Genomic DNA, 15856 nt, shown 5'->3' with positions numbered 1-15856 from the left:
TGATGGAAGTAGCCGCTAAGTTGTCGGGCGCTCGAATCTCCGCCCAGAAAGCCCGCTTGGTCGCCGACCAGATCCGCGGGAAGAAGGTGGGCGAAGCGCTCAACCTGTTGGCTTTCAGCAGTAAGAAAGCCGCCGAGATCATGAAGAAAGTGCTGGAGTCGGCCGTAGCCAACGCCGAGCATAACGAAGGCGCAGACGTTGATGACCTGAAGGTCTCCACCGTTTTCGTCAACGAAGGGCGTTCGCTGAAGCGCATCATGCCACGTGCCAAAGGCCGTGCTGATCGCATCGTCAAGCGGTCTTGCCATATCACTGTCAAGGTTGCTGACAAGTAACGGAGTCGAAGAGATGGGTCAGAAAGTACATCCCATTGGCATTCGCCTGGGAATCGTCAAGGAGCACACCTCCGTCTGGTACGCAGACGGTCGGACTTATGCGGACTATTTGCTCGCAGATCTGAATGTGCGTGAGTATCTCCAAGACAAACTAAAAAGCGCGTCCGTAAGCCGTATCGATATCCATCGTCCGGCTCAAACTGCACGCATCACCATCCACACCGCTCGTCCCGGCATCGTGATCGGCAAGAAAGGTGAAGATGTTGAGAAGCTGCGTCAGGACCTGACCAAGCAAATGGGTGTGCCTGTGCACATCAATATCGAAGAGATCCGCAAGCCGGAGCTCGACGGTATGCTGGTTGCGCAGAGCGTAGCTCAGCAGCTGGAGCGTCGCGTAATGTTCCGTCGTGCTATGAAGCGCGCCGTACAGAACGCCATGCGCATTGGTGCCAAAGGCATCAAAATCCAAGTGAGCGGTCGTCTCGGCGGTGCTGAAATCGCACGTACTGAATGGTATCGCGAAGGTCGTGTGCCACTGCACACCCTGCGTGCCGATATCGACTATGCCACCTACGAAGCTCACACCACTTACGGTGTGATCGGTGTGAAGGTTTGGATCTTCAAAGGCGAAGTAATTGGTGGTCGCCAAGAAGAGCTGAAGCCGCAAGCACCTGCGCCTCGTAAAAAAGCTGCTAAGTAAGGGGTACGCCAAATGTTGCAACCAAAGCGTACGAAGTTCCGCAAGCAAATGACCGGCCACAACCGTGGTCTGGCATTGCGCGGTAGCAAAGTCAGCTTCGGCGAGTTCGCGCTGAAGTCTGTTGCTCGTGGTCGTCTCACCGCTCGTCAGATCGAGTCAGCGCGTCGTGCTCTGACCCGTCACGTAAAACGTGGTGGCAAGATCTGGATCCGTGTATTCCCGGACAAGCCTATTTCCAAAAAGCCTCTCGAAGTTCGGATGGGTAAAGGTAAGGGTAACGTCGAATACTGGGTAGCCCAGATTCAGCCAGGCAAAGTCCTGTATGAAATCGAGGGTGTTTCTGAAGAGCTGGCGCGTGAGGCTTTCGCCCTGGCTGCTGCAAAGCTGCCGCTCGCCACCTCCTTTGTTAAACGGACGGTGATGTGATGAAAGCGAATGAACTTCGTGAAAAATCCGCACAGCAGCTGAACGAGCAACTGCTCGGCCTGCTGCGCGACCAGTTCAATCTGCGTATGCAGAAAGCAACTGGCCAGTTGGGGCAGTCTCATCTGCTCTCGCAAGTTAAGCGTGACATCGCTCGCGTGAAGACTGTGCTCAACCAGCAGGCAGGTAAGTAATCATGGCTGAAGCCGAAAAAACTGTCCGTACGCTGACTGGCCGTGTTGTCAGCGACAAGATGGACAAGACCATCACCGTTCTGATCGAGCGTCGCGTTAAGCACCCTATCTACGGTAAATACGTTAAGCGTTCGACTAAGCTGCACGCGCACGACGAAACCAACCAGTGCCACATCGGCGACAAAGTCACTATTCGTGAAACTCGTCCGATGGCCAAGACCAAGTCTTGGGCCCTGGTTGATGTTCTCGAACGCGCTGTGGAAGTCTAAGGGCTAGGGGTCGGAGAAATTATATGATTCAGACTCAATCCATGCTCGATGTGGCCGATAACAGCGGCGCTCGCCGCGTTATGTGCATCAAGGTGCTGGGTGGCTCCCATCGTCGTTACGCTGGTATCGGTGACATCATCAAAGTTACCGTCAAGGAAGCAATTCCTCGCGGTAAGGTGAAAAAAGGCCAAGTGATGACTGCTGTTGTAGTCCGCACTCGCCATGGTGTTCGTCGTGCAGACGGCTCCATCATCCGCTTTGATGGCAACGCTGCTGTTCTGTTGAACAACAAGCAAGAGCCGATCGGCACCCGTATCTTTGGGCCAGTGACCCGTGAACTTCGCAACGAGAAGTTCATGAAGATCGTCTCGCTCGCCCCAGAAGTGCTGTAAGGAGATCCGACATGCAAAAGATTCGTCGTGACGACGAGATCATCGTGATCGCCGGCAAAGACAAAGGTAAGCGCGGTAAGGTGCTTAAGGTTCTGGCTGACGACCGTCTGGTCGTCGGTGGCCTGAACCTGGTCAAGCGTCATACCAAGCCTAACCCGATGTCGGGCGTACAGGGCGGTATCGTCGAGAAAGAAGCGCCACTGCACGCTTCCAACGTCGCCATTTTCAACAGCGAAACCAACAAGGCTGACCGCGTTGGTTTCAAAGTAGAAGACGGCAAAAAAATTCGTGTCTTCAAGTCGACCCAAAAAGCGGTTGATGCTTGAACACTGCTAGGTAGAAGACCATGGCACGACTAAAAGAGATTTACCGGAAGGAAATCGCTCCGAAACTTAAGGAAGAACTTAAGCTTTCGAACGTGATGGAAGTTCCGCGCGTTACCAAAATCACCCTGAACATGGGTCTGGGCGAAGCAATCGGCGACAAAAAAGTCATCGAGCATGCTGTTGCTGACCTGGAAAAGATCACCGGCCAGAAAGTCGTTGTGACCTACGCTCGTAAATCCATCGCTGGCTTCAAAGTCCGCGAAGGATGGCCGATCGGCGTCAAAGTGACCCTGCGCCGTGAGCGTATGTACGAGTTCCTGGATCGTCTGCTGTCGATCTCCCTGCCTCGGGTTCGCGACTTCCGCGGCCTGAATGCCAAGTCCTTCGACGGTCGTGGCAACTACAGCATGGGCGTTAAAGAGCAGATCATTTTCCCGGAAATCGATTACGACAAGATCGATGCTCTCCGCGGTCTGGACATTACCCTGACCACCACTGCTAAGAACGATGATGAAGGCCGCGCTCTGCTGCGTGCTTTCAAATTCCCGTTCCGCAACTGATTGGAGTAGGAAAATGGCCAAGAAGAGCATGAAGAACCGTGAGCTGAAGCGTCAGCTCACCGTTGCCAAATACGCCACCAAGCGTGCAGCGCTGAAAGCTATCATCGTGGATCTGAACGCAAGTCCAGAAGCTCGTTGGGAAGCTACCGTAGCTCTGCAGAAGCAGCCACGTGATGCAAGCGCTTCGCGCATGCGTAACCGCTGCCGCCTGACTGGTCGTCCGCACGGCGTTTACCGCAAGTTCGGCCTGGGCCGTAACAAGCTGCGTGAAGCCGCAATGCGTGGTGACGTACCGGGTCTGGTTAAAGCCAGCTGGTAATAGCTATCAAAGTCTCGGTGTTCGGGCTCGCAAGATCCCGATCACCGGTGGCCTTGAACGTGAATCAAGCCCCTTTTGGGGCTTGATTCATTTCTGGGGTGTGTCTAGAATGACCGGCTCGCCTGAGCCCGTGTTTTTTGCCCGGAATTTCTCGGCGACAGTTGTAGCCGCAAGGCTAATTCTTTTTGTATCAGGAGCATCTAGCCCATGAGTATGCAGGACCCGTTAGCGGACATGCTAACTCGAATCCGTAATGCCCAGATGGCTGAAAAGTCCGTCGTAAGCATGCCGTCTTCCACGCTGAAGGTGGCTGTAGCAAAAGTCCTGAAGGACGAAGGTTACATCGCGGGTTATCAGATCAGCAGCGAAATCAAACCTCTGCTGTCCATCGAGCTGAAGTACTTCGAAGGCCGTCCGGTCATCGAAGAAGTGAAGCGCGTTAGCCGTCCAGGCCTGCGTCAGTACAAGTCCGTTGAAGAACTGCCGAAAGTACGTGGCGGTCTTGGCGTGTCTATCGTCTCCACCAACAAAGGTGTGATGACTGATCGTGCTGCGCGCGCTGCCGGTGTCGGCGGCGAAGTTCTTTGCACTGTGTTCTAAGGGGGGATAAGCATGTCTCGCGTCGCTAAGAACCCCGTTAAGCTGCCAGCTGGTGTCGAAGTCAAATTCGCCGGCCAACAGCTTTCGGTGAAGGGTGCCAAGGGCACTCTCGAACTGAACGTACACTCGTCCGTTGAAATTGTTCAGGAAGCTGGTGAGCTGCGTTTCGCTGCTCGCAACGGCGACCAACAAACTCGCGCAATGGCCGGTACCACTCGTGCTCTGGTAAACAACATGGTCCAAGGCGTAAGCCAAGGCTTCGAGCGCAAGCTCCAGCTGGTCGGTGTTGGTTACAAGGCACAGGCAAAAGGCACAGTGCTGAACCTGGCCCTCGGCTTCTCGCATCCAGTGGATTACGAACTGCCGGAAGGCATCACCGCTGAGACTCCTAGCCAGACCGATATCCTGATCAAGGGCATCGATAAGCAGCTGGTAGGTCAAGTGGCCGCTGAGATCCGCGACTTCCGTCCACCAGAGCCTTACAAAGGCAAAGGTGTGCGCTACGCGGACGAAGTCGTCCGTCGTAAAGAAGCCAAGAAGAAGTAGGGCATAGCAAATGACCGACAAAAAAGTTACTCGACTGCGTCGCGCTCGCAAAGCACGCCTGAAAATGCACGAACTCGAAGTCGTGCGTCTCTGCGTGTTCCGCTCTTCGCAGCACATCTACGCCCAGGTCATTTCGGCCGACGGCAACAAAGTCCTGGCAAGTGCCTCGACTTTGGATAAAGAACTGCGTGATGGCGCCACTGGCAACATCGACGCGGCCACTAAGGTTGGCCAGCTGGTCGCTACGCGTGCGAAAGCCGCTGGCGTCTCGCAGGTGGCTTTCGACCGCTCTGGCTTCAAGTACCACGGCCGCGTCAAGGCGCTGGCTGATGCTGCTCGTGAAGCTGGGCTGGAGTTCTAAGTTATGTCAAATAACGACCAAAAGCGCGACGAAGGCTACATCGAGAAGCTGGTTCAAGTTAACCGCGTAGCCAAAACCGTAAAAGGCGGCCGTATCTTCACTTTCACCGCGTTGACCGTGGTTGGTGATGGTAAGGGCCGTGTTGGCTTCGGCCGTGGCAAGTCGCGTGAAGTGCCTGCTGCGATCCAGAAGGCAATGGAAGCTGCTCGCCGCAACATGATCCAAGTTGACCTGAACGGCACCACTCTGCAGTACGCAATGAAGTCCGCTCACGGCGCTTCCAAGGTGTACATGCAGCCTGCTTCTGAAGGTACCGGTATCATCGCTGGCGGCGCTATGCGTGCTGTCCTCGAGGTAGCTGGCGTTCAGAACGTTCTGGCCAAGTGCTACGGCTCGACTAACCCAGTAAACGTGGTTCACGCCACTTTCAAGGGTTTGAAAGCAATGCAGTCCCCTGAATCCATTGCCGCCAAGCGTGGCAAAAGCGTCCAGGAGATCATCTGATCATGGCTACCGTAAAAGTAACGCTGATCAAAAGCATGACCGGCCGTATCCCTAACCACAAACTGTGCGTTAAGGGTCTGGGTCTGCGTCGCATCGGTCACACTGTAGAAGTCCAGGATACTCCCGAGAATCGCGGGATGATCAACAAGGCTTACTACATGCTGCGTGTCGAGGGTTAATCGATGAAACTCAATGATCTGAGTCCAGCGCCGGGTTCCCGTCGCGAAAAGCATCGTCCGGGCCGTGGTATCGGTAGTGGTTTGGGTAAGACTGGTGGCCGTGGTCACAAAGGTCAGACTTCCCGCTCCGGTGGCACCATTGCTCCAGGCTTTGAAGGCGGTCAACAGCCGCTGCATCGTCGCCTGCCGAAGTTCGGTTTCGTTTCCCTGAAGGCCATGGATCGCGCAGAAGTGCGTCTGTCCGAGCTGGCTAAAGTAGAAGGCGACATCGTCACCGTGCAGTCCCTGAAAGATGCCAACGTGATTAACCAAAACGTTCAGCGTGTGAAAATCATGCTGTCCGGCGAAGTTACTCGCGCTGTGACCATCAAGGGTATCGCAGCCACCAAAGGTGCGCGTGCGGCTATCGAAGCAGCTGGCGGCAAGTTCGAGGAATAAATGGCTAAGCAAGGTGCTCTCTCTGCGCTCGGCAAAGGCGGTATGTCTGAACTTTGGGCTCGTCTGCGTTTTCTGTTCTTGGCGATTATCGTCTACCGAATAGGCGCACACATCCCGGTTCCAGGTATCAACCCTGACCGACTCGCGGACCTGTTTCGACAGAATGAGGGGACCATTCTTAGCTTGTTCAACATGTTTTCCGGCGGCGCGCTGGAACGGATGAGCATCTTTGCACTGGGGATCATGCCGTATATCTCGGCATCGATCATCATGCAGCTGATGACAGCCGTCAGCCCGCAGTTGGAGCAGTTGAAGAAGGAAGGTGAAGCTGGCCGTCGCAAGATCAGCCAGTACACCCGCTACGGCACTGTCATCCTGGCCCTGGTTCAAGCTATCGGCATGTCCGTTGGCTTGGCGGGTCAGGGTGTTGCGTTCACTGGTGACTTTGGCTTCCATTTCGTCGCGGTATCCACTTTTGTGGCTGGTGCGATGTTCATGATGTGGCTGGGTGAGCAGATTACTGAGCGTGGTGTTGGCAACGGTATCTCGATGTTGATTTTCGCAGGTATCGTCGCCGGTCTTCCGAGAGCGATCGGGCAGTCTTTCGAGTCTGCACGTCAGGGTGATATCAACATTTTTGCCCTGGTTGCGATCGGTTTGCTGGCAGTAGCGATTATCGGTTTTGTGGTGTTCATTGAGCGTGGTCAGCGTCGTATTGCTGTTCATTACGCCAAGCGTCAGCAGGGCCGCAAGGTATTTGCTGCGCAGACCAGCCACTTGCCGCTGAAAGTGAATATGGCCGGTGTTATTCCTGCTATCTTCGCGAGCAGCATTTTGCTGTTTCCGGCTTCGTTGGGTGCCTGGTTCGGTCAGTCTGAAGGTATGGGCTGGTTGCAGGACATCTCGCAGTCGATCGCTCCTGGTCAGCCGTTGAATATTCTGCTGTTTAGTGCAGGGATTATTTTCTTCTGCTTCTTCTATACGGCGTTGATGTTCAATCCGAAAGACGTAGCGGAAAACCTGAAGAAGTCCGGTGCCTTTATTCCGGGCATCCGTCCAGGTGAGCAGTCGGCGCGCTACATTGATGGCGTTCTGACTCGTTTGACCATGTTCGGTGCTCTATATATGACGGCCGTCTGCCTGTTGCCCCAGTTCCTGGTGGTTGCTGCAAACGTTCCGTTCTACCTTGGCGGGACCTCGTTGCTGATCGTGGTCGTGGTTGTTATGGACTTTATGTCGCAAGTACAATCGCACCTCGTTTCCCACCAGTACGAATCCCTGATGAAGAAAGCCAACCTGAAGGGTTACGGCAGCGGCATGCTGCGCTAATCCATAAGGTTCGAGGAGTTGGTGATGAAAGTTCGTGCATCGGTGAAAAAGCTGTGCCGTAACTGCAAGATTATTCGCCGCGAAGGTGTTGTTCGAGTAATTTGCAGCGCGGAACCGCGTCACAAACAGCGCCAAGGCTGAGTGTGATTGTGCTTCAAGCCCGGCAGCTAGTGCGCTGCCGGGTTGATTATTTGTTATTACAGCGATATTATCTCGCGCCCTATTTCTTGGCTTCCGGGGCGTAGGTAGCTGTCAATTGGAGTCCCACTGAATGGCCCGTATTGCAGGCGTTAACATTCCAGATAACAAGCATACTGTTATCTCGCTGACCTACATCTATGGTGTTGGTCGCACTACTGCGCAGAAAATCTGCGCGGTGACTGGGGTCAACCCAGCTGCGAAGATCAAGGATCTGAGCGACGAGCAAATTGAACAGCTGCGTGGCGAAGTGGCGAAGTTCACCACTGAAGGTGACCTGCGTCGCGAAATCAACATGAAAATCAAACGCTTGATGGATCTGGGCTGCTACCGCGGTCTGCGCCATCGTCGTGGTCTTCCAGTGCGCGGTCAGCGTACCAAGACCAACGCGCGTACTCGCAAAGGTCCGCGTAAGCCGATCCGCAAGTAATCGCACCAGCGAATCGACAGGAATTTAGTCATGGCAAAACCTGCTGCTCGTCCTCGTAAAAAGATTAAAAAGACAGTGGTTGATGGCATCGCCCACATCCACGCGTCTTTCAACAACACCATCGTGACCATCACCGACCGTCAAGGTAACGCTCTTTCCTGGGCAACCTCCGGTGGTTCGGGTTTCCGCGGTTCTCGCAAGTCCACCCCGTTCGCTGCTCAAGTAGCTGCTGAGCGTGCTGGTCAAGCTGCGCTGGAATATGGCCTGAAAAACCTCGACGTCAACGTCAAGGGTCCAGGTCCAGGTCGTGAATCCGCAGTCCGCGCTTTGAACGGCTGTGGCTACAAGATCGCCAGCATCACCGACGTGACGCCAATCCCGCACAACGGGTGCCGTCCGCCGAAGAAGCGCCGCGTGTAATCCAGGAGATTGTAAAGAATGGCTCGTTACATTGGTCCAAAATGCAAACTGGCTCGTCGCGAAGGCACCGATCTCTTCCTGAAGAGCGGCGTGCGCGCTATCGAATCCAAGTGCAACATCGAAGCAGCTCCTGGCATCCACGGCCAGCGTCGCGGTCGTCAATCCGACTACGGCACCCAGCTGCGTGAAAAGCAAAAAGTTCGTCGTATCTACGGCGTACTCGAGCGTCAATTCAGCGGCTACTACAAACAAGCAGCTGGCAAGAAGGGCGCAACCGGCGAAAACCTGTTGCAACTGCTCGAATGCCGTCTGGACAACGTTGTGTACCGCATGGGCTTCGGTTCTACTCGTGCCGAATCCCGTCAGCTGGTATCGCACAAGTCGATCAGCGTGAACGGTCAGACCGTTAACGTTCCGTCCTACCAGGTTCGTGCTGGTGACGTGGTCGCTGTTCGCGAGAAAGCAAAAAATCAACTTCGCATTGTCCAAGCTCTCGATCTGTGTGCTCAACGTGGCCGCGTAGAATGGGTAGAAGTAGACACTGAGAAGAAGTCGGGCGTTTTCAAGAACGTTCCAGCTCGCAGTGATCTGTCCGCCGACATCAACGAAAGCCTGATTGTCGAGCTCTACTCCAAGTAAGGGCTAGAAAATAGGTGCATCCATGCAGATTTCGGTAAATGAGTTCCTGACACCCCGCCACATTGATGTGCAGGTTGTCAGTCCAACCCGCGCCAAGATCACCCTCGAGCCTCTCGAGCGTGGTTTTGGCCACACCCTGGGCAACGCGCTGCGCCGCATCCTGTTGTCCTCAATGCCCGGCTGTGCAGTAGTCGAGGCCGAGATTGACGGTGTGCTCCACGAGTACAGCGCCATCGAAGGTGTACAGGAAGACGTAATTGAAATCCTGTTGAACCTTAAAGGTCTGGCTATCAAGCTGCACGGCCGTGACGAAGTTACGCTGACCTTGTCGAAGAAGGGTTCGGGGGTGGTTACCGCTGCCGATATTCAGCTGGATCATGATGTCGAGATCGTTAATCCCGATCACGTAATCGCTAACCTGGCGTCTAACGGCGCCCTGAACATGAAGCTCGTAGTAGCTCGTGGTCGTGGTTATGAACCGGCCGACTCGCGTCAGAGCGATGAAGACGAAAGCCGCAGCATTGGTCGCTTGCAGCTCGACTCTTCGTTCAGCCCGGTTCGCCGTATCGCATACGTGGTGGAAAACGCCCGTGTCGAGCAGCGTACTAACCTGGACAAGCTGGTTATTGATCTGGAAACCAACGGTACTCTGGATCCTGAAGAGGCTATCCGTCGTGCTGCAACCATCCTGCAACAGCAGTTGGCTGCGTTCGTCGACCTCAAGGGTGACAGTGAGCCAGTGGTAGTCGAGCAGGAAGACGAGATCGATCCGATCCTGCTTCGCCCGGTTGACGATCTGGAACTGACTGTACGTTCGGCTAACTGCCTTAAGGCGGAAAACATTTACTACATCGGCGACCTGATTCAGCGTACCGAAGTAGAACTGTTGAAGACTCCGAACCTGGGCAAGAAATCCTTGACTGAAATCAAGGACGTTCTGGCCTCCCGCGGTCTGTCCCTCGGCATGCGCCTCGACAACTGGCCGCCTGCAAGTCTTAAGAAGGACGACAAGGCGACTGCCTGATCGTCGTAATCACCGAACGTTGTGTTTGGTAAGGAATGAACCATGCGTCATCGTAAAAGTGGGCGTCACCTGAGCCGCACCAGCTCGCACCGCAAGGCCATGTTCCAGAACATGGCGGTGTCGCTGTTCGAGCACGAGCTGATCAAAACTACACTGCCGAAAGCTAAAGAACTGCGCCGCGTTGCCGAGCCGCTGATCACTTTGGCCAAGACAGACAGCCTGGCTAACCGCCGTCTGGCTTTCGACCGTACCCGTTCGAAAGCTATCGTTGGTAAGCTCTTCAACGACCTGGGCAAGCGCTACGCTACCCGTGAGGGTGGCTACCTGCGCATCCTCAAGTGCGGTTTCCGCGCTGGCGACAACGCTCCTATGGCGTACGTTGAACTGGTTGATCGTGCTGTCGGCGGTGAAGCTGTATCCGCTGAGTAAGACGTCAGTCTGAAACAAGGAACCGGGCCTAGCGCCCGGTTTTTTGTGTCTGCCTATATTGGATATTTCTATCGTTAACTAATGTGTAATGCATTGGATGTTGTAACACTGGTGGTCAATACTCTTTGTCAGCCGATTAGCCGGCAGTTTCACAGACTGACAGAGGAAGATTGAGCATGAGCCAGACCAAAACTCTTACTACCGCAAGTGGCGCTCCTGTCGCTGATAACCAGAACTCTCGTTCCGCCGGCCCCCGGGGCCCTCTGCTTCTCGACGATTTTCACCTGATCGAAAAGCTCGCCCATTTCAACCGCGAGAATATTCCCGAGCGTCGCGTGCACGCCAAGGGTTCAGGCGCCTATGGCACTTTCACCGTTTCTCGTGATATCACCGAATACACCAGCGCCAAACTGTTTGAGGCGGTAGGCAAGAAGACTCCGACCTTCCTGCGTTTTTCCACGGTAGGCGGCGAGCGTGGTTCGGCAGACACCGAGCGTGACCCACGCGGCTTTGCCCTCAAGTTCTACACCGAAGAAGGCAACTGGGACATCGTAGGCAACAACACCCCGGTTTTCTTCATTCGCGACCCGCTGAAGTTTCCCGACTTTATCCACACCCAGAAGCGCTTGCCCCAGAGCAATCTGAAAAGTGCCCAGATGATGTGGGATTTCTGGTCCCATTCGCCCGAGGCGCTGCACCAGGTAACCATTCTGTTTTCCGATCGGGGTATTCCGGACGGCTACCGCCACATGCATGGCTTTGGCAGCCACACCTACAGCCTGATCAACGCCAAGGGTGAGCGGCACTGGGTCAAGTGGCACTACAAGACCAAGCAGGGCATCAAGAACCTGGCGCCGGCTGACGCAGCGCGCCTGGCCGGTACCGATCCTGATTACGCCCAGCGCGACCTGTTCAATGCGATCGAGCGCGGTGAGTTTCCGAAATGGAGCGTGTGCATTCAGGTCATGACCGAAGCTCAAGCCGCCGCGCATTACGAGAATCCCTTCGATGTGACCAAGACCTGGTCGCAGAAAGAGTTCCCGCTGATCGAAGTGGGTGAGCTGGAACTGAACCGCAACCCGTTGAATTACTTTGCAGAGGTCGAGCAGGCTGCATTCGGCCCTAGCAACATGGTACCTGGGGTAGGTCTTTCGCCGGATCGCATGCTGCAAGGCCGGGTATTCGCATACGCCGACGCGCATCGCTACCGTGTGGGTACCAACCACCAACAGTTGCCGGTGAACGCTCCATTGAGCCCGGTGAACAGCTACCAGCGCGACGGCTCCATGGCTTTCGGTACCAATGGTGGTGCGGCGCCTAACTACGAGCCCAACAGCTATGGCGATGCGCCGAAGCAGGCTCCACGTTATGCCGAGCCGGCCCTGGCACTCAGCGGTGCTGCGGACCGCTACGATCATCGTGAAGACACCGACTACTACAGCCACGCTGGTGCTTTGTTCCGCCTGATGAACGATGAACAGAAGGCGTTGCTGATCAACAACATCGCCGGCGCCATGGCTGGAGTGACGGCTGATGTGGTTGATCGGCAGTTGCAGCATTTCTACAAGGCCGACCCGGCTTACGGCGAAGGCATCGCCAAAGCTTTGGGCGTATCGCTCAAGTAAGTCTAAATAAGAAGCAGAACCGCCCTCATTTGGGCGGTTTTTGCGTTATTTCTACTGGTTTTCTCAGATATTCTTCACTTTTTCAGCTGTTTCTAAGTGACCTGCAAGTCAGCTTGGTTCAAACTATCCACTTTCAAGCAGGGAGATGTAGGGCGATGCAAGGTCACCCGGACGTAATCGATTACCTCAACACGTTGCTGACGGGCGAACTGGCAGCACGCGACCAATATTTCATCCACTCGCGGATGTACGAAGACTGGGGCTTTACCAAGCTCTATGAGCGTATCAACCATGAAATGGAAGAAGAGGCGCAACACGCCGACGCCCTGATGCGCCGCATCCTGATGCTCGAAGGCACTCCGCGCATGCGCCCTGACGATCTCGACACCGGAACCACGGTGCCGGAGATGCTGGCCAGCGACCTGCGCCTGGAATACAAGGTGCGCGCCGCGTTGTGCAAAGGCATCGAGCTGTGCGAGTTGCACAAGGACTATGTCAGCCGCGACATCTTGCGCATCCAGCTGGCGGATACCGAGGAAGATCACACCTACTGGCTGGAGAAGCAGTTGGGCCTGATCAAGTCCATCGGCCTGGAGAACTACCTACAATCGCAGTTCTGATTGCGTTAGGTGTTGCTGCCTGTTCGCGAGTAAAGCTCGCTTCTGCGGGAGGGGCAGCAACCCCTAGAGACAAAAAAGCCCCTGGCACCGTCAAGTGCCAGGGGCTTTTTCATGGGCCTCAGGCGCGGTCGCGGGTCAGCAACGGCTTGAGGTAGTGCCCGGTATGGGACTGCGGCATCTCCGCAACCTGCTCCGGGGTGCCCACGGCAATGATCTGGCCGCCCTTGGAACCGCCTTCCGGCCCCAGGTCCACCAGCCAGTCGGCAGTCTTGATCACATCCAGGTTGTGTTCGATCACCACCACGGTGTTGCCGTGATCGCGCAGGCGGTGCAGTACGTCCAGCAATTGCTGGATATCCGCAAAGTGCAGGCCCGTGGTCGGCTCATCAAGGATATACAGAGTTTTGCCGGTGTCGCGCTTGGACAGCTCGCGAGACAACTTGACCCGCTGCGCTTCGCCACCGGACAGGGTCGTCGCCGACTGCCCCAACTTGATGTAGGACAGGCCCACATCCATCAGGGTCTGCAGCTTGCGCGCCAGGGCAGGCACCGGGTCGAAGAACTCCCTGGCTTCCTCGATGGTCATTTCCAGCACCTCGTGGATGTTCTTGCCCTTGTACTTGATTTCCAGGGTTTCGCGGTTGTAGCGCTTGCTCTTGCACACGTCGCAGGGCACGTAGATGTCCGGCAGGAAGTGCATTTCCACCTTGATCAGGCCATCGCCCTGGCAAGCCTCGCAGCGCCCACCCTTGACGTTGAAGGAGAAGCGACCGGGCCCGTAGCCCCGGGAGCGCGACTCGGGTACCCCGGCGAACAGCTCGCGGATCGGGGTGAACAGCCCGGTGTAGGTCGCCGGGTTGGAACGCGGAGTCCGGCCGATCGGGCTCTGGTCGATATCCACTACCTTGTCCAGGTGCTGCAGGCCGTTGATGCTGTCGTGTGGTGCGGCTTCCAGGGTGGTGGCGCCATTCAGTGCGGTGGCGCTCAAGGGGAACAGGGTGTTGTTGATCAGGGTCGACTTGCCCGAGCCCGATACCCCAGTGACGCAGGTCAGCAGGCCGATGGGGATCTCCAGGTCGACATTGCGCAGGTTGTTGCCGCGAGCGCCCTTGAGGGTCAGGGAGAGCTTCTTGTTGCGCGGCGTGCGCTTGGCCGGCACCACGATCTTCACCCGGCCCGAGAGGTATTTGCCGGTCAGGGAGTCCGGATGGGCCATGACCTCTGCGGCGGTGCCTTCGGCAACGATTCGCCCGCCGTGCACACCGGCCCCCGGGCCGATATCGACGACATAGTCGGCCAGGCGAATGGCGTCTTCATCGTGTTCAACCACTATCACGGTGTTGCCGATGTCGCGCAGGTGTTTCAGGGTTCCCAGCAGGCGATCGTTGTCCCGCTGGTGCAGGCCGATGGACGGCTCGTCGAGGATGTACATCACCCCCACCAGGCCGGCGCCGATCTGGCTGGCCAGGCGGATACGCTGGGCTTCGCCGCCGGACAGGGTGTCCGCGCTGCGGTCCAGGGTCAGGTAGTCGAGCCCGACGTTGACCAGGAACTGCAGACGCTCGCGGATTTCCTTGAGGATCTTGTCGGCGATTTCGCCACGGCGCCCGGTGAGTTTCAGGGTGCCGAAATAATCGGTGGCGTCACCGATGGGCAGGCTGGTGACTGCCGGCAGGGTTTTCTCGCCCACCCAGACGTGCCGCGCTTCGCGACGCAGGCGGGTGCCACGGCAATCCGGGCAGGGCTGGGTGCTGAGGAACTTGGCCAGCTCTTCACGCACGGTGGCCGACTCGGTTTCCCGGTAGCGGCGCTCCAGATTCGGCACTATCCCTTCGAACGGGTGGGAGCGCTTGACGATGTCGCCCCGGTCGTTGAGGTATTTGAAGTCGACGTTCTGGGTGCCGCTGCCGTGCAGGATGACCTTCTGCTGATCCGCCGGCAGTTGGTTGAACGGTACTTCCAGGCTGAAGCCGTAATGAGAGGCCAGTGAACCGAGCATCTGGAAGTAATAGACGTTGCGCCGGTCCCAGCCGCGTATCGCCCCTTCGGCCAGGGTCAGCTCGCCATTGACCAGGCGCTTGATGTCGAAGAACTGCTTGACCCCCAGCCCGTCGCAGGTCGGGCAGGCACCGGCCGGGTTGTTGAAGGAGAACAGCTTGGGTTCCAGTTCGCTGATGGCATGGCCGCAGATCGGGCAGGCGAAACGCGCGGAGAAGATCATCTCCTCTCCCGGCTCGTCGTCCATCGGCGCCACCAGGGCAATCCCGTCCGCCAGTTTCAAGGCGGTTTCAAAGGATTCGGCCAGGCGCTGCTGCAGGTCGGCGCGGACCTTGAAGCGGTCGACCACCACATCGATGGAGTGCTTCTTCTGTTTATCCAGCTTCGGCAGCTCGTCCAGCTCGAACAGCTTGCCGTTGACCCGGGCGCGAACGAAGCCCTGGGCTCGCAACTCTTCGAAGACCGACAGATGTTCGCCCTTGCGCTCGCGGATCACCGGGGCCAGCAGCATCAGCTTGCTGCCTTCGGGCTGGGCCAGCACCAGGTCGACCATCTGGCTGACGGTCTGGGCTTCCAGCGGGATGTCGTGGTCCGGGCAGCGTGGAGTACCGACGCGGGCATAGAGCAGGCGCAGGTAGTCGTAGATCTCGGTGATGGTGCCGACGGTGGAGCGCGGGTTGTGGGAGGTGGATTTCTGTTCGATGGAAATCGCCGGCGAGAGGCCTTCGATGGTGTCGACATCGGGCTTTTCCATCATCGACAGGAACTGTCGGGCATAGGCCGAGAGCGACTCGACATAGCGGCGCTGGCCTTCGGCATACAGCGTGTCGAAAGCCAGGGACGACTTGCCGGACCCAGACAGCCCGGTGATGACGATCAACTTGTCCCGCGGCAGGGTCAGGTCGATGTTCTTCAGGTTGTGGGTGCGGGCCCCACGAATCAGAATCTTGTCCAAAAGTGGCCTCGATCGGCGGGCGTAAAGGCAGGAGTATAAAACC

At 56.6% G+C, this 15856-nt stretch carries 25 protein-coding genes; 24 read left to right on the top strand and 1 reads right to left on the bottom strand.

Annotated elements, in window-relative coordinates; genetic code table 11:
* The first annotated feature begins 2 nt into the window (after window positions 1–2).
* The 24 genes from rplV to bfr all read left to right on the top strand — a co-directional run bounded on the left by rplV (window position 3) and on the right by bfr (window position 12860).
* Window positions 3–335: a 50S ribosomal protein L22 gene (gene rplV / locus AC1RL5_RS24270; RefSeq protein ID WP_003103908.1), complete on the top strand. Its 333-nt coding sequence runs from the start codon at window positions 3–5 to the stop codon at window positions 333–335.
* Window positions 336–348: 13 nt separating this feature from the next.
* Window positions 349–1035, top strand: a complete 687-nt coding sequence (rpsC, locus tag AC1RL5_RS24265) for a 30S ribosomal protein S3 (protein WP_007924192.1) — start codon at window positions 349–351, stop codon at window positions 1033–1035.
* A gap of 12 nt (window positions 1036–1047) precedes the next feature.
* Window positions 1048–1461, top strand: coding sequence for a 50S ribosomal protein L16 (gene rplP / locus AC1RL5_RS24260; protein ID WP_003228729.1), 414 nt, complete (start codon window positions 1048–1050; stop codon window positions 1459–1461).
* On the top strand, window positions 1461–1652 hold the full coding sequence (gene rpmC / locus AC1RL5_RS24255) for a 50S ribosomal protein L29 (RefSeq protein WP_002555481.1): 192 nt from the start codon (window positions 1461–1463) through the stop codon (window positions 1650–1652). The genes rplP and rpmC overlap by 1 nt, the downstream gene beginning before the upstream one ends.
* Before the next feature lie 2 nt (window positions 1653–1654).
* Window positions 1655–1921 carry a 30S ribosomal protein S17 gene (gene rpsQ, locus AC1RL5_RS24250; protein WP_003194644.1) on the top strand — a complete coding sequence of 89 codons (267 nt, stop codon included), beginning with the start codon at window positions 1655–1657 and terminating at the stop codon, window positions 1919–1921.
* Window positions 1922–1944: 23 nt separating this feature from the next.
* Window positions 1945–2313 carry a 50S ribosomal protein L14 gene (gene rplN / locus AC1RL5_RS24245; protein WP_011063774.1) on the top strand — a complete coding sequence of 123 codons (369 nt, stop codon included), beginning with the start codon at window positions 1945–1947 and terminating at the stop codon, window positions 2311–2313.
* 11 nt (window positions 2314–2324) lie between these two features.
* A complete protein-coding gene (gene rplX / locus AC1RL5_RS24240; RefSeq protein ID WP_010443924.1) occupies window positions 2325–2639 on the top strand; it encodes a 50S ribosomal protein L24 in 315 nt (104 codons plus the stop codon).
* Window positions 2640–2659: 20 nt separating this feature from the next.
* The gene (rplE, locus tag AC1RL5_RS24235) at window positions 2660–3199 is read left to right on the top strand and encodes a 50S ribosomal protein L5 (protein ID WP_003210069.1); all 540 of its coding nucleotides are present in this window, start codon (window positions 2660–2662) and stop codon (window positions 3197–3199) included.
* A gap of 13 nt (window positions 3200–3212) precedes the next feature.
* Entirely contained in the window at window positions 3213–3518 is a 306-nt protein-coding gene (gene rpsN, locus AC1RL5_RS24230) for a 30S ribosomal protein S14 (protein WP_003228726.1), read from the top strand.
* Window positions 3519–3725: 207 nt separating this feature from the next.
* Window positions 3726–4118 (top strand): 30S ribosomal protein S8, encoded by a 393-nt coding sequence (gene rpsH / locus AC1RL5_RS24225; protein WP_011063773.1) that lies wholly within the window; start codon window positions 3726–3728, stop codon window positions 4116–4118.
* A 12-nt stretch (window positions 4119–4130) separates the two neighbouring features.
* Window positions 4131–4664 (top strand): 50S ribosomal protein L6, encoded by a 534-nt coding sequence (rplF, locus tag AC1RL5_RS24220; protein WP_007924185.1) that lies wholly within the window; start codon window positions 4131–4133, stop codon window positions 4662–4664.
* Between the two features lie 10 nt (window positions 4665–4674).
* On the top strand, window positions 4675–5025 hold the full coding sequence (gene rplR / locus AC1RL5_RS24215; protein WP_003186037.1) for a 50S ribosomal protein L18: 351 nt from the start codon (window positions 4675–4677) through the stop codon (window positions 5023–5025).
* Between the two features lie 3 nt (window positions 5026–5028).
* Window positions 5029–5529, top strand: a complete 501-nt coding sequence (rpsE, locus tag AC1RL5_RS24210; RefSeq protein ID WP_007924184.1) for a 30S ribosomal protein S5 — start codon at window positions 5029–5031, stop codon at window positions 5527–5529.
* A gap of 2 nt (window positions 5530–5531) precedes the next feature.
* Window positions 5532–5708, top strand: a complete 177-nt coding sequence (gene rpmD, locus AC1RL5_RS24205; protein ID WP_003176408.1) for a 50S ribosomal protein L30 — start codon at window positions 5532–5534, stop codon at window positions 5706–5708.
* A 3-nt stretch (window positions 5709–5711) separates the two neighbouring features.
* Window positions 5712–6146, top strand: coding sequence for a 50S ribosomal protein L15 (gene rplO, locus AC1RL5_RS24200; protein ID WP_007924183.1), 435 nt, complete (start codon window positions 5712–5714; stop codon window positions 6144–6146).
* Entirely contained in the window at window positions 6147–7475 is a 1329-nt protein-coding gene (gene secY / locus AC1RL5_RS24195) for a preprotein translocase subunit SecY (RefSeq protein WP_003210064.1), read from the top strand.
* A 24-nt stretch (window positions 7476–7499) separates the two neighbouring features.
* Window positions 7500–7616, top strand: a complete 117-nt coding sequence (gene rpmJ, locus AC1RL5_RS24190; protein ID WP_002555468.1) for a 50S ribosomal protein L36 — start codon at window positions 7500–7502, stop codon at window positions 7614–7616.
* A 130-nt stretch (window positions 7617–7746) separates the two neighbouring features.
* Window positions 7747–8103 carry a 30S ribosomal protein S13 gene (gene rpsM / locus AC1RL5_RS24185; protein WP_003186020.1) on the top strand — a complete coding sequence of 119 codons (357 nt, stop codon included), beginning with the start codon at window positions 7747–7749 and terminating at the stop codon, window positions 8101–8103.
* A gap of 30 nt (window positions 8104–8133) precedes the next feature.
* Window positions 8134–8523, top strand: coding sequence for a 30S ribosomal protein S11 (gene rpsK / locus AC1RL5_RS24180; RefSeq protein WP_007924177.1), 390 nt, complete (start codon window positions 8134–8136; stop codon window positions 8521–8523).
* 18 nt (window positions 8524–8541) lie between these two features.
* Complete coding sequence (gene rpsD / locus AC1RL5_RS24175; RefSeq protein ID WP_011063772.1) at window positions 8542–9162, top strand: 30S ribosomal protein S4; 621 nt, start codon at window positions 8542–8544, stop codon at window positions 9160–9162.
* A gap of 22 nt (window positions 9163–9184) precedes the next feature.
* A complete protein-coding gene (locus AC1RL5_RS24170) occupies window positions 9185–10186 on the top strand; it encodes a DNA-directed RNA polymerase subunit alpha (RefSeq protein ID WP_007970428.1) in 1002 nt (333 codons plus the stop codon).
* 42 nt (window positions 10187–10228) lie between these two features.
* Window positions 10229–10615, top strand: a complete 387-nt coding sequence (gene rplQ, locus AC1RL5_RS24165) for a 50S ribosomal protein L17 (protein WP_007924175.1) — start codon at window positions 10229–10231, stop codon at window positions 10613–10615.
* A gap of 176 nt (window positions 10616–10791) precedes the next feature.
* Window positions 10792–12240 (top strand): catalase, encoded by a 1449-nt coding sequence (locus AC1RL5_RS24160; protein ID WP_019094236.1) that lies wholly within the window; start codon window positions 10792–10794, stop codon window positions 12238–12240.
* Between the two features lie 155 nt (window positions 12241–12395).
* Entirely contained in the window at window positions 12396–12860 is a 465-nt protein-coding gene (gene bfr / locus AC1RL5_RS24155) for a bacterioferritin (protein ID WP_011063770.1), read from the top strand.
* 118 nt (window positions 12861–12978) lie between these two features.
* On the opposite strand, the gene uvrA is transcribed toward bfr, so the two are convergent.
* Window positions 12979–15813 (bottom strand): excinuclease ABC subunit UvrA, encoded by a 2835-nt coding sequence (gene uvrA, locus AC1RL5_RS24150; RefSeq protein ID WP_492590138.1) that lies wholly within the window; start codon window positions 15811–15813, stop codon window positions 12979–12981.
* Window positions 15814–15856 lie beyond the last annotated feature (43 nt).

The organism is Pseudomonas sp. GW822-FHT06D10 (assembly GCF_058799535.1).
Note: the sequence above shows the minus strand (reverse complement) of the source record. Positions and strands in the feature narration are given on the sequence as shown.

Excerpts from the sequence above, each read along its gene's own strand:
- rplV (WP_003103908.1), top strand. The coding sequence starts at position 3 with ATGGAAGTAGCCGCTAAGTTGTCGGGCGCTCGAATCTCCGCCCAGAAA.
- rpsM (WP_003186020.1), top strand. The coding sequence starts at position 7,747 with ATGGCCCGTATTGCAGGCGTTAACATTCCAGATAACAAGCATACTGTT.
- rpsH (WP_011063773.1), top strand. The coding sequence starts at position 3,726 with ATGAGTATGCAGGACCCGTTAGCGGACATGCTAACTCGAATCCGTAAT.
- AC1RL5_RS24160 (WP_019094236.1), top strand. The coding sequence starts at position 10,792 with ATGAGCCAGACCAAAACTCTTACTACCGCAAGTGGCGCTCCTGTCGCT.
- secY (WP_003210064.1), top strand. The coding sequence starts at position 6,147 with ATGGCTAAGCAAGGTGCTCTCTCTGCGCTCGGCAAAGGCGGTATGTCT.
- AC1RL5_RS24170 (WP_007970428.1), top strand. The coding sequence starts at position 9,185 with ATGCAGATTTCGGTAAATGAGTTCCTGACACCCCGCCACATTGATGTG.
- rplR (WP_003186037.1), top strand. The coding sequence starts at position 4,675 with ATGACCGACAAAAAAGTTACTCGACTGCGTCGCGCTCGCAAAGCACGC.
- rpsK (WP_007924177.1), top strand. The coding sequence starts at position 8,134 with ATGGCAAAACCTGCTGCTCGTCCTCGTAAAAAGATTAAAAAGACAGTG.
- rplN (WP_011063774.1), top strand. The coding sequence starts at position 1,945 with ATGATTCAGACTCAATCCATGCTCGATGTGGCCGATAACAGCGGCGCT.
- rplP (WP_003228729.1), top strand. The coding sequence starts at position 1,048 with ATGTTGCAACCAAAGCGTACGAAGTTCCGCAAGCAAATGACCGGCCAC.
- rplE (WP_003210069.1), top strand. The coding sequence starts at position 2,660 with ATGGCACGACTAAAAGAGATTTACCGGAAGGAAATCGCTCCGAAACTT.
- bfr (WP_011063770.1), top strand. The coding sequence starts at position 12,396 with ATGCAAGGTCACCCGGACGTAATCGATTACCTCAACACGTTGCTGACG.
- rpmJ (WP_002555468.1), top strand. The coding sequence starts at position 7,500 with ATGAAAGTTCGTGCATCGGTGAAAAAGCTGTGCCGTAACTGCAAGATT.
- rplF (WP_007924185.1), top strand. The coding sequence starts at position 4,131 with ATGTCTCGCGTCGCTAAGAACCCCGTTAAGCTGCCAGCTGGTGTCGAA.
- rplX (WP_010443924.1), top strand. The coding sequence starts at position 2,325 with ATGCAAAAGATTCGTCGTGACGACGAGATCATCGTGATCGCCGGCAAA.
- rpsD (WP_011063772.1), top strand. The coding sequence starts at position 8,542 with ATGGCTCGTTACATTGGTCCAAAATGCAAACTGGCTCGTCGCGAAGGC.
- rpsC (WP_007924192.1), top strand. The coding sequence starts at position 349 with ATGGGTCAGAAAGTACATCCCATTGGCATTCGCCTGGGAATCGTCAAG.
- rpsN (WP_003228726.1), top strand. The coding sequence starts at position 3,213 with ATGGCCAAGAAGAGCATGAAGAACCGTGAGCTGAAGCGTCAGCTCACC.
- rplQ (WP_007924175.1), top strand. The coding sequence starts at position 10,229 with ATGCGTCATCGTAAAAGTGGGCGTCACCTGAGCCGCACCAGCTCGCAC.
- rpmD (WP_003176408.1), top strand. The coding sequence starts at position 5,532 with ATGGCTACCGTAAAAGTAACGCTGATCAAAAGCATGACCGGCCGTATC.
- rpmC (WP_002555481.1), top strand. The coding sequence starts at position 1,461 with ATGAAAGCGAATGAACTTCGTGAAAAATCCGCACAGCAGCTGAACGAG.
- rpsE (WP_007924184.1), top strand. The coding sequence starts at position 5,029 with ATGTCAAATAACGACCAAAAGCGCGACGAAGGCTACATCGAGAAGCTG.
- rpsQ (WP_003194644.1), top strand. The coding sequence starts at position 1,655 with ATGGCTGAAGCCGAAAAAACTGTCCGTACGCTGACTGGCCGTGTTGTC.
- rplO (WP_007924183.1), top strand. The coding sequence starts at position 5,712 with ATGAAACTCAATGATCTGAGTCCAGCGCCGGGTTCCCGTCGCGAAAAG.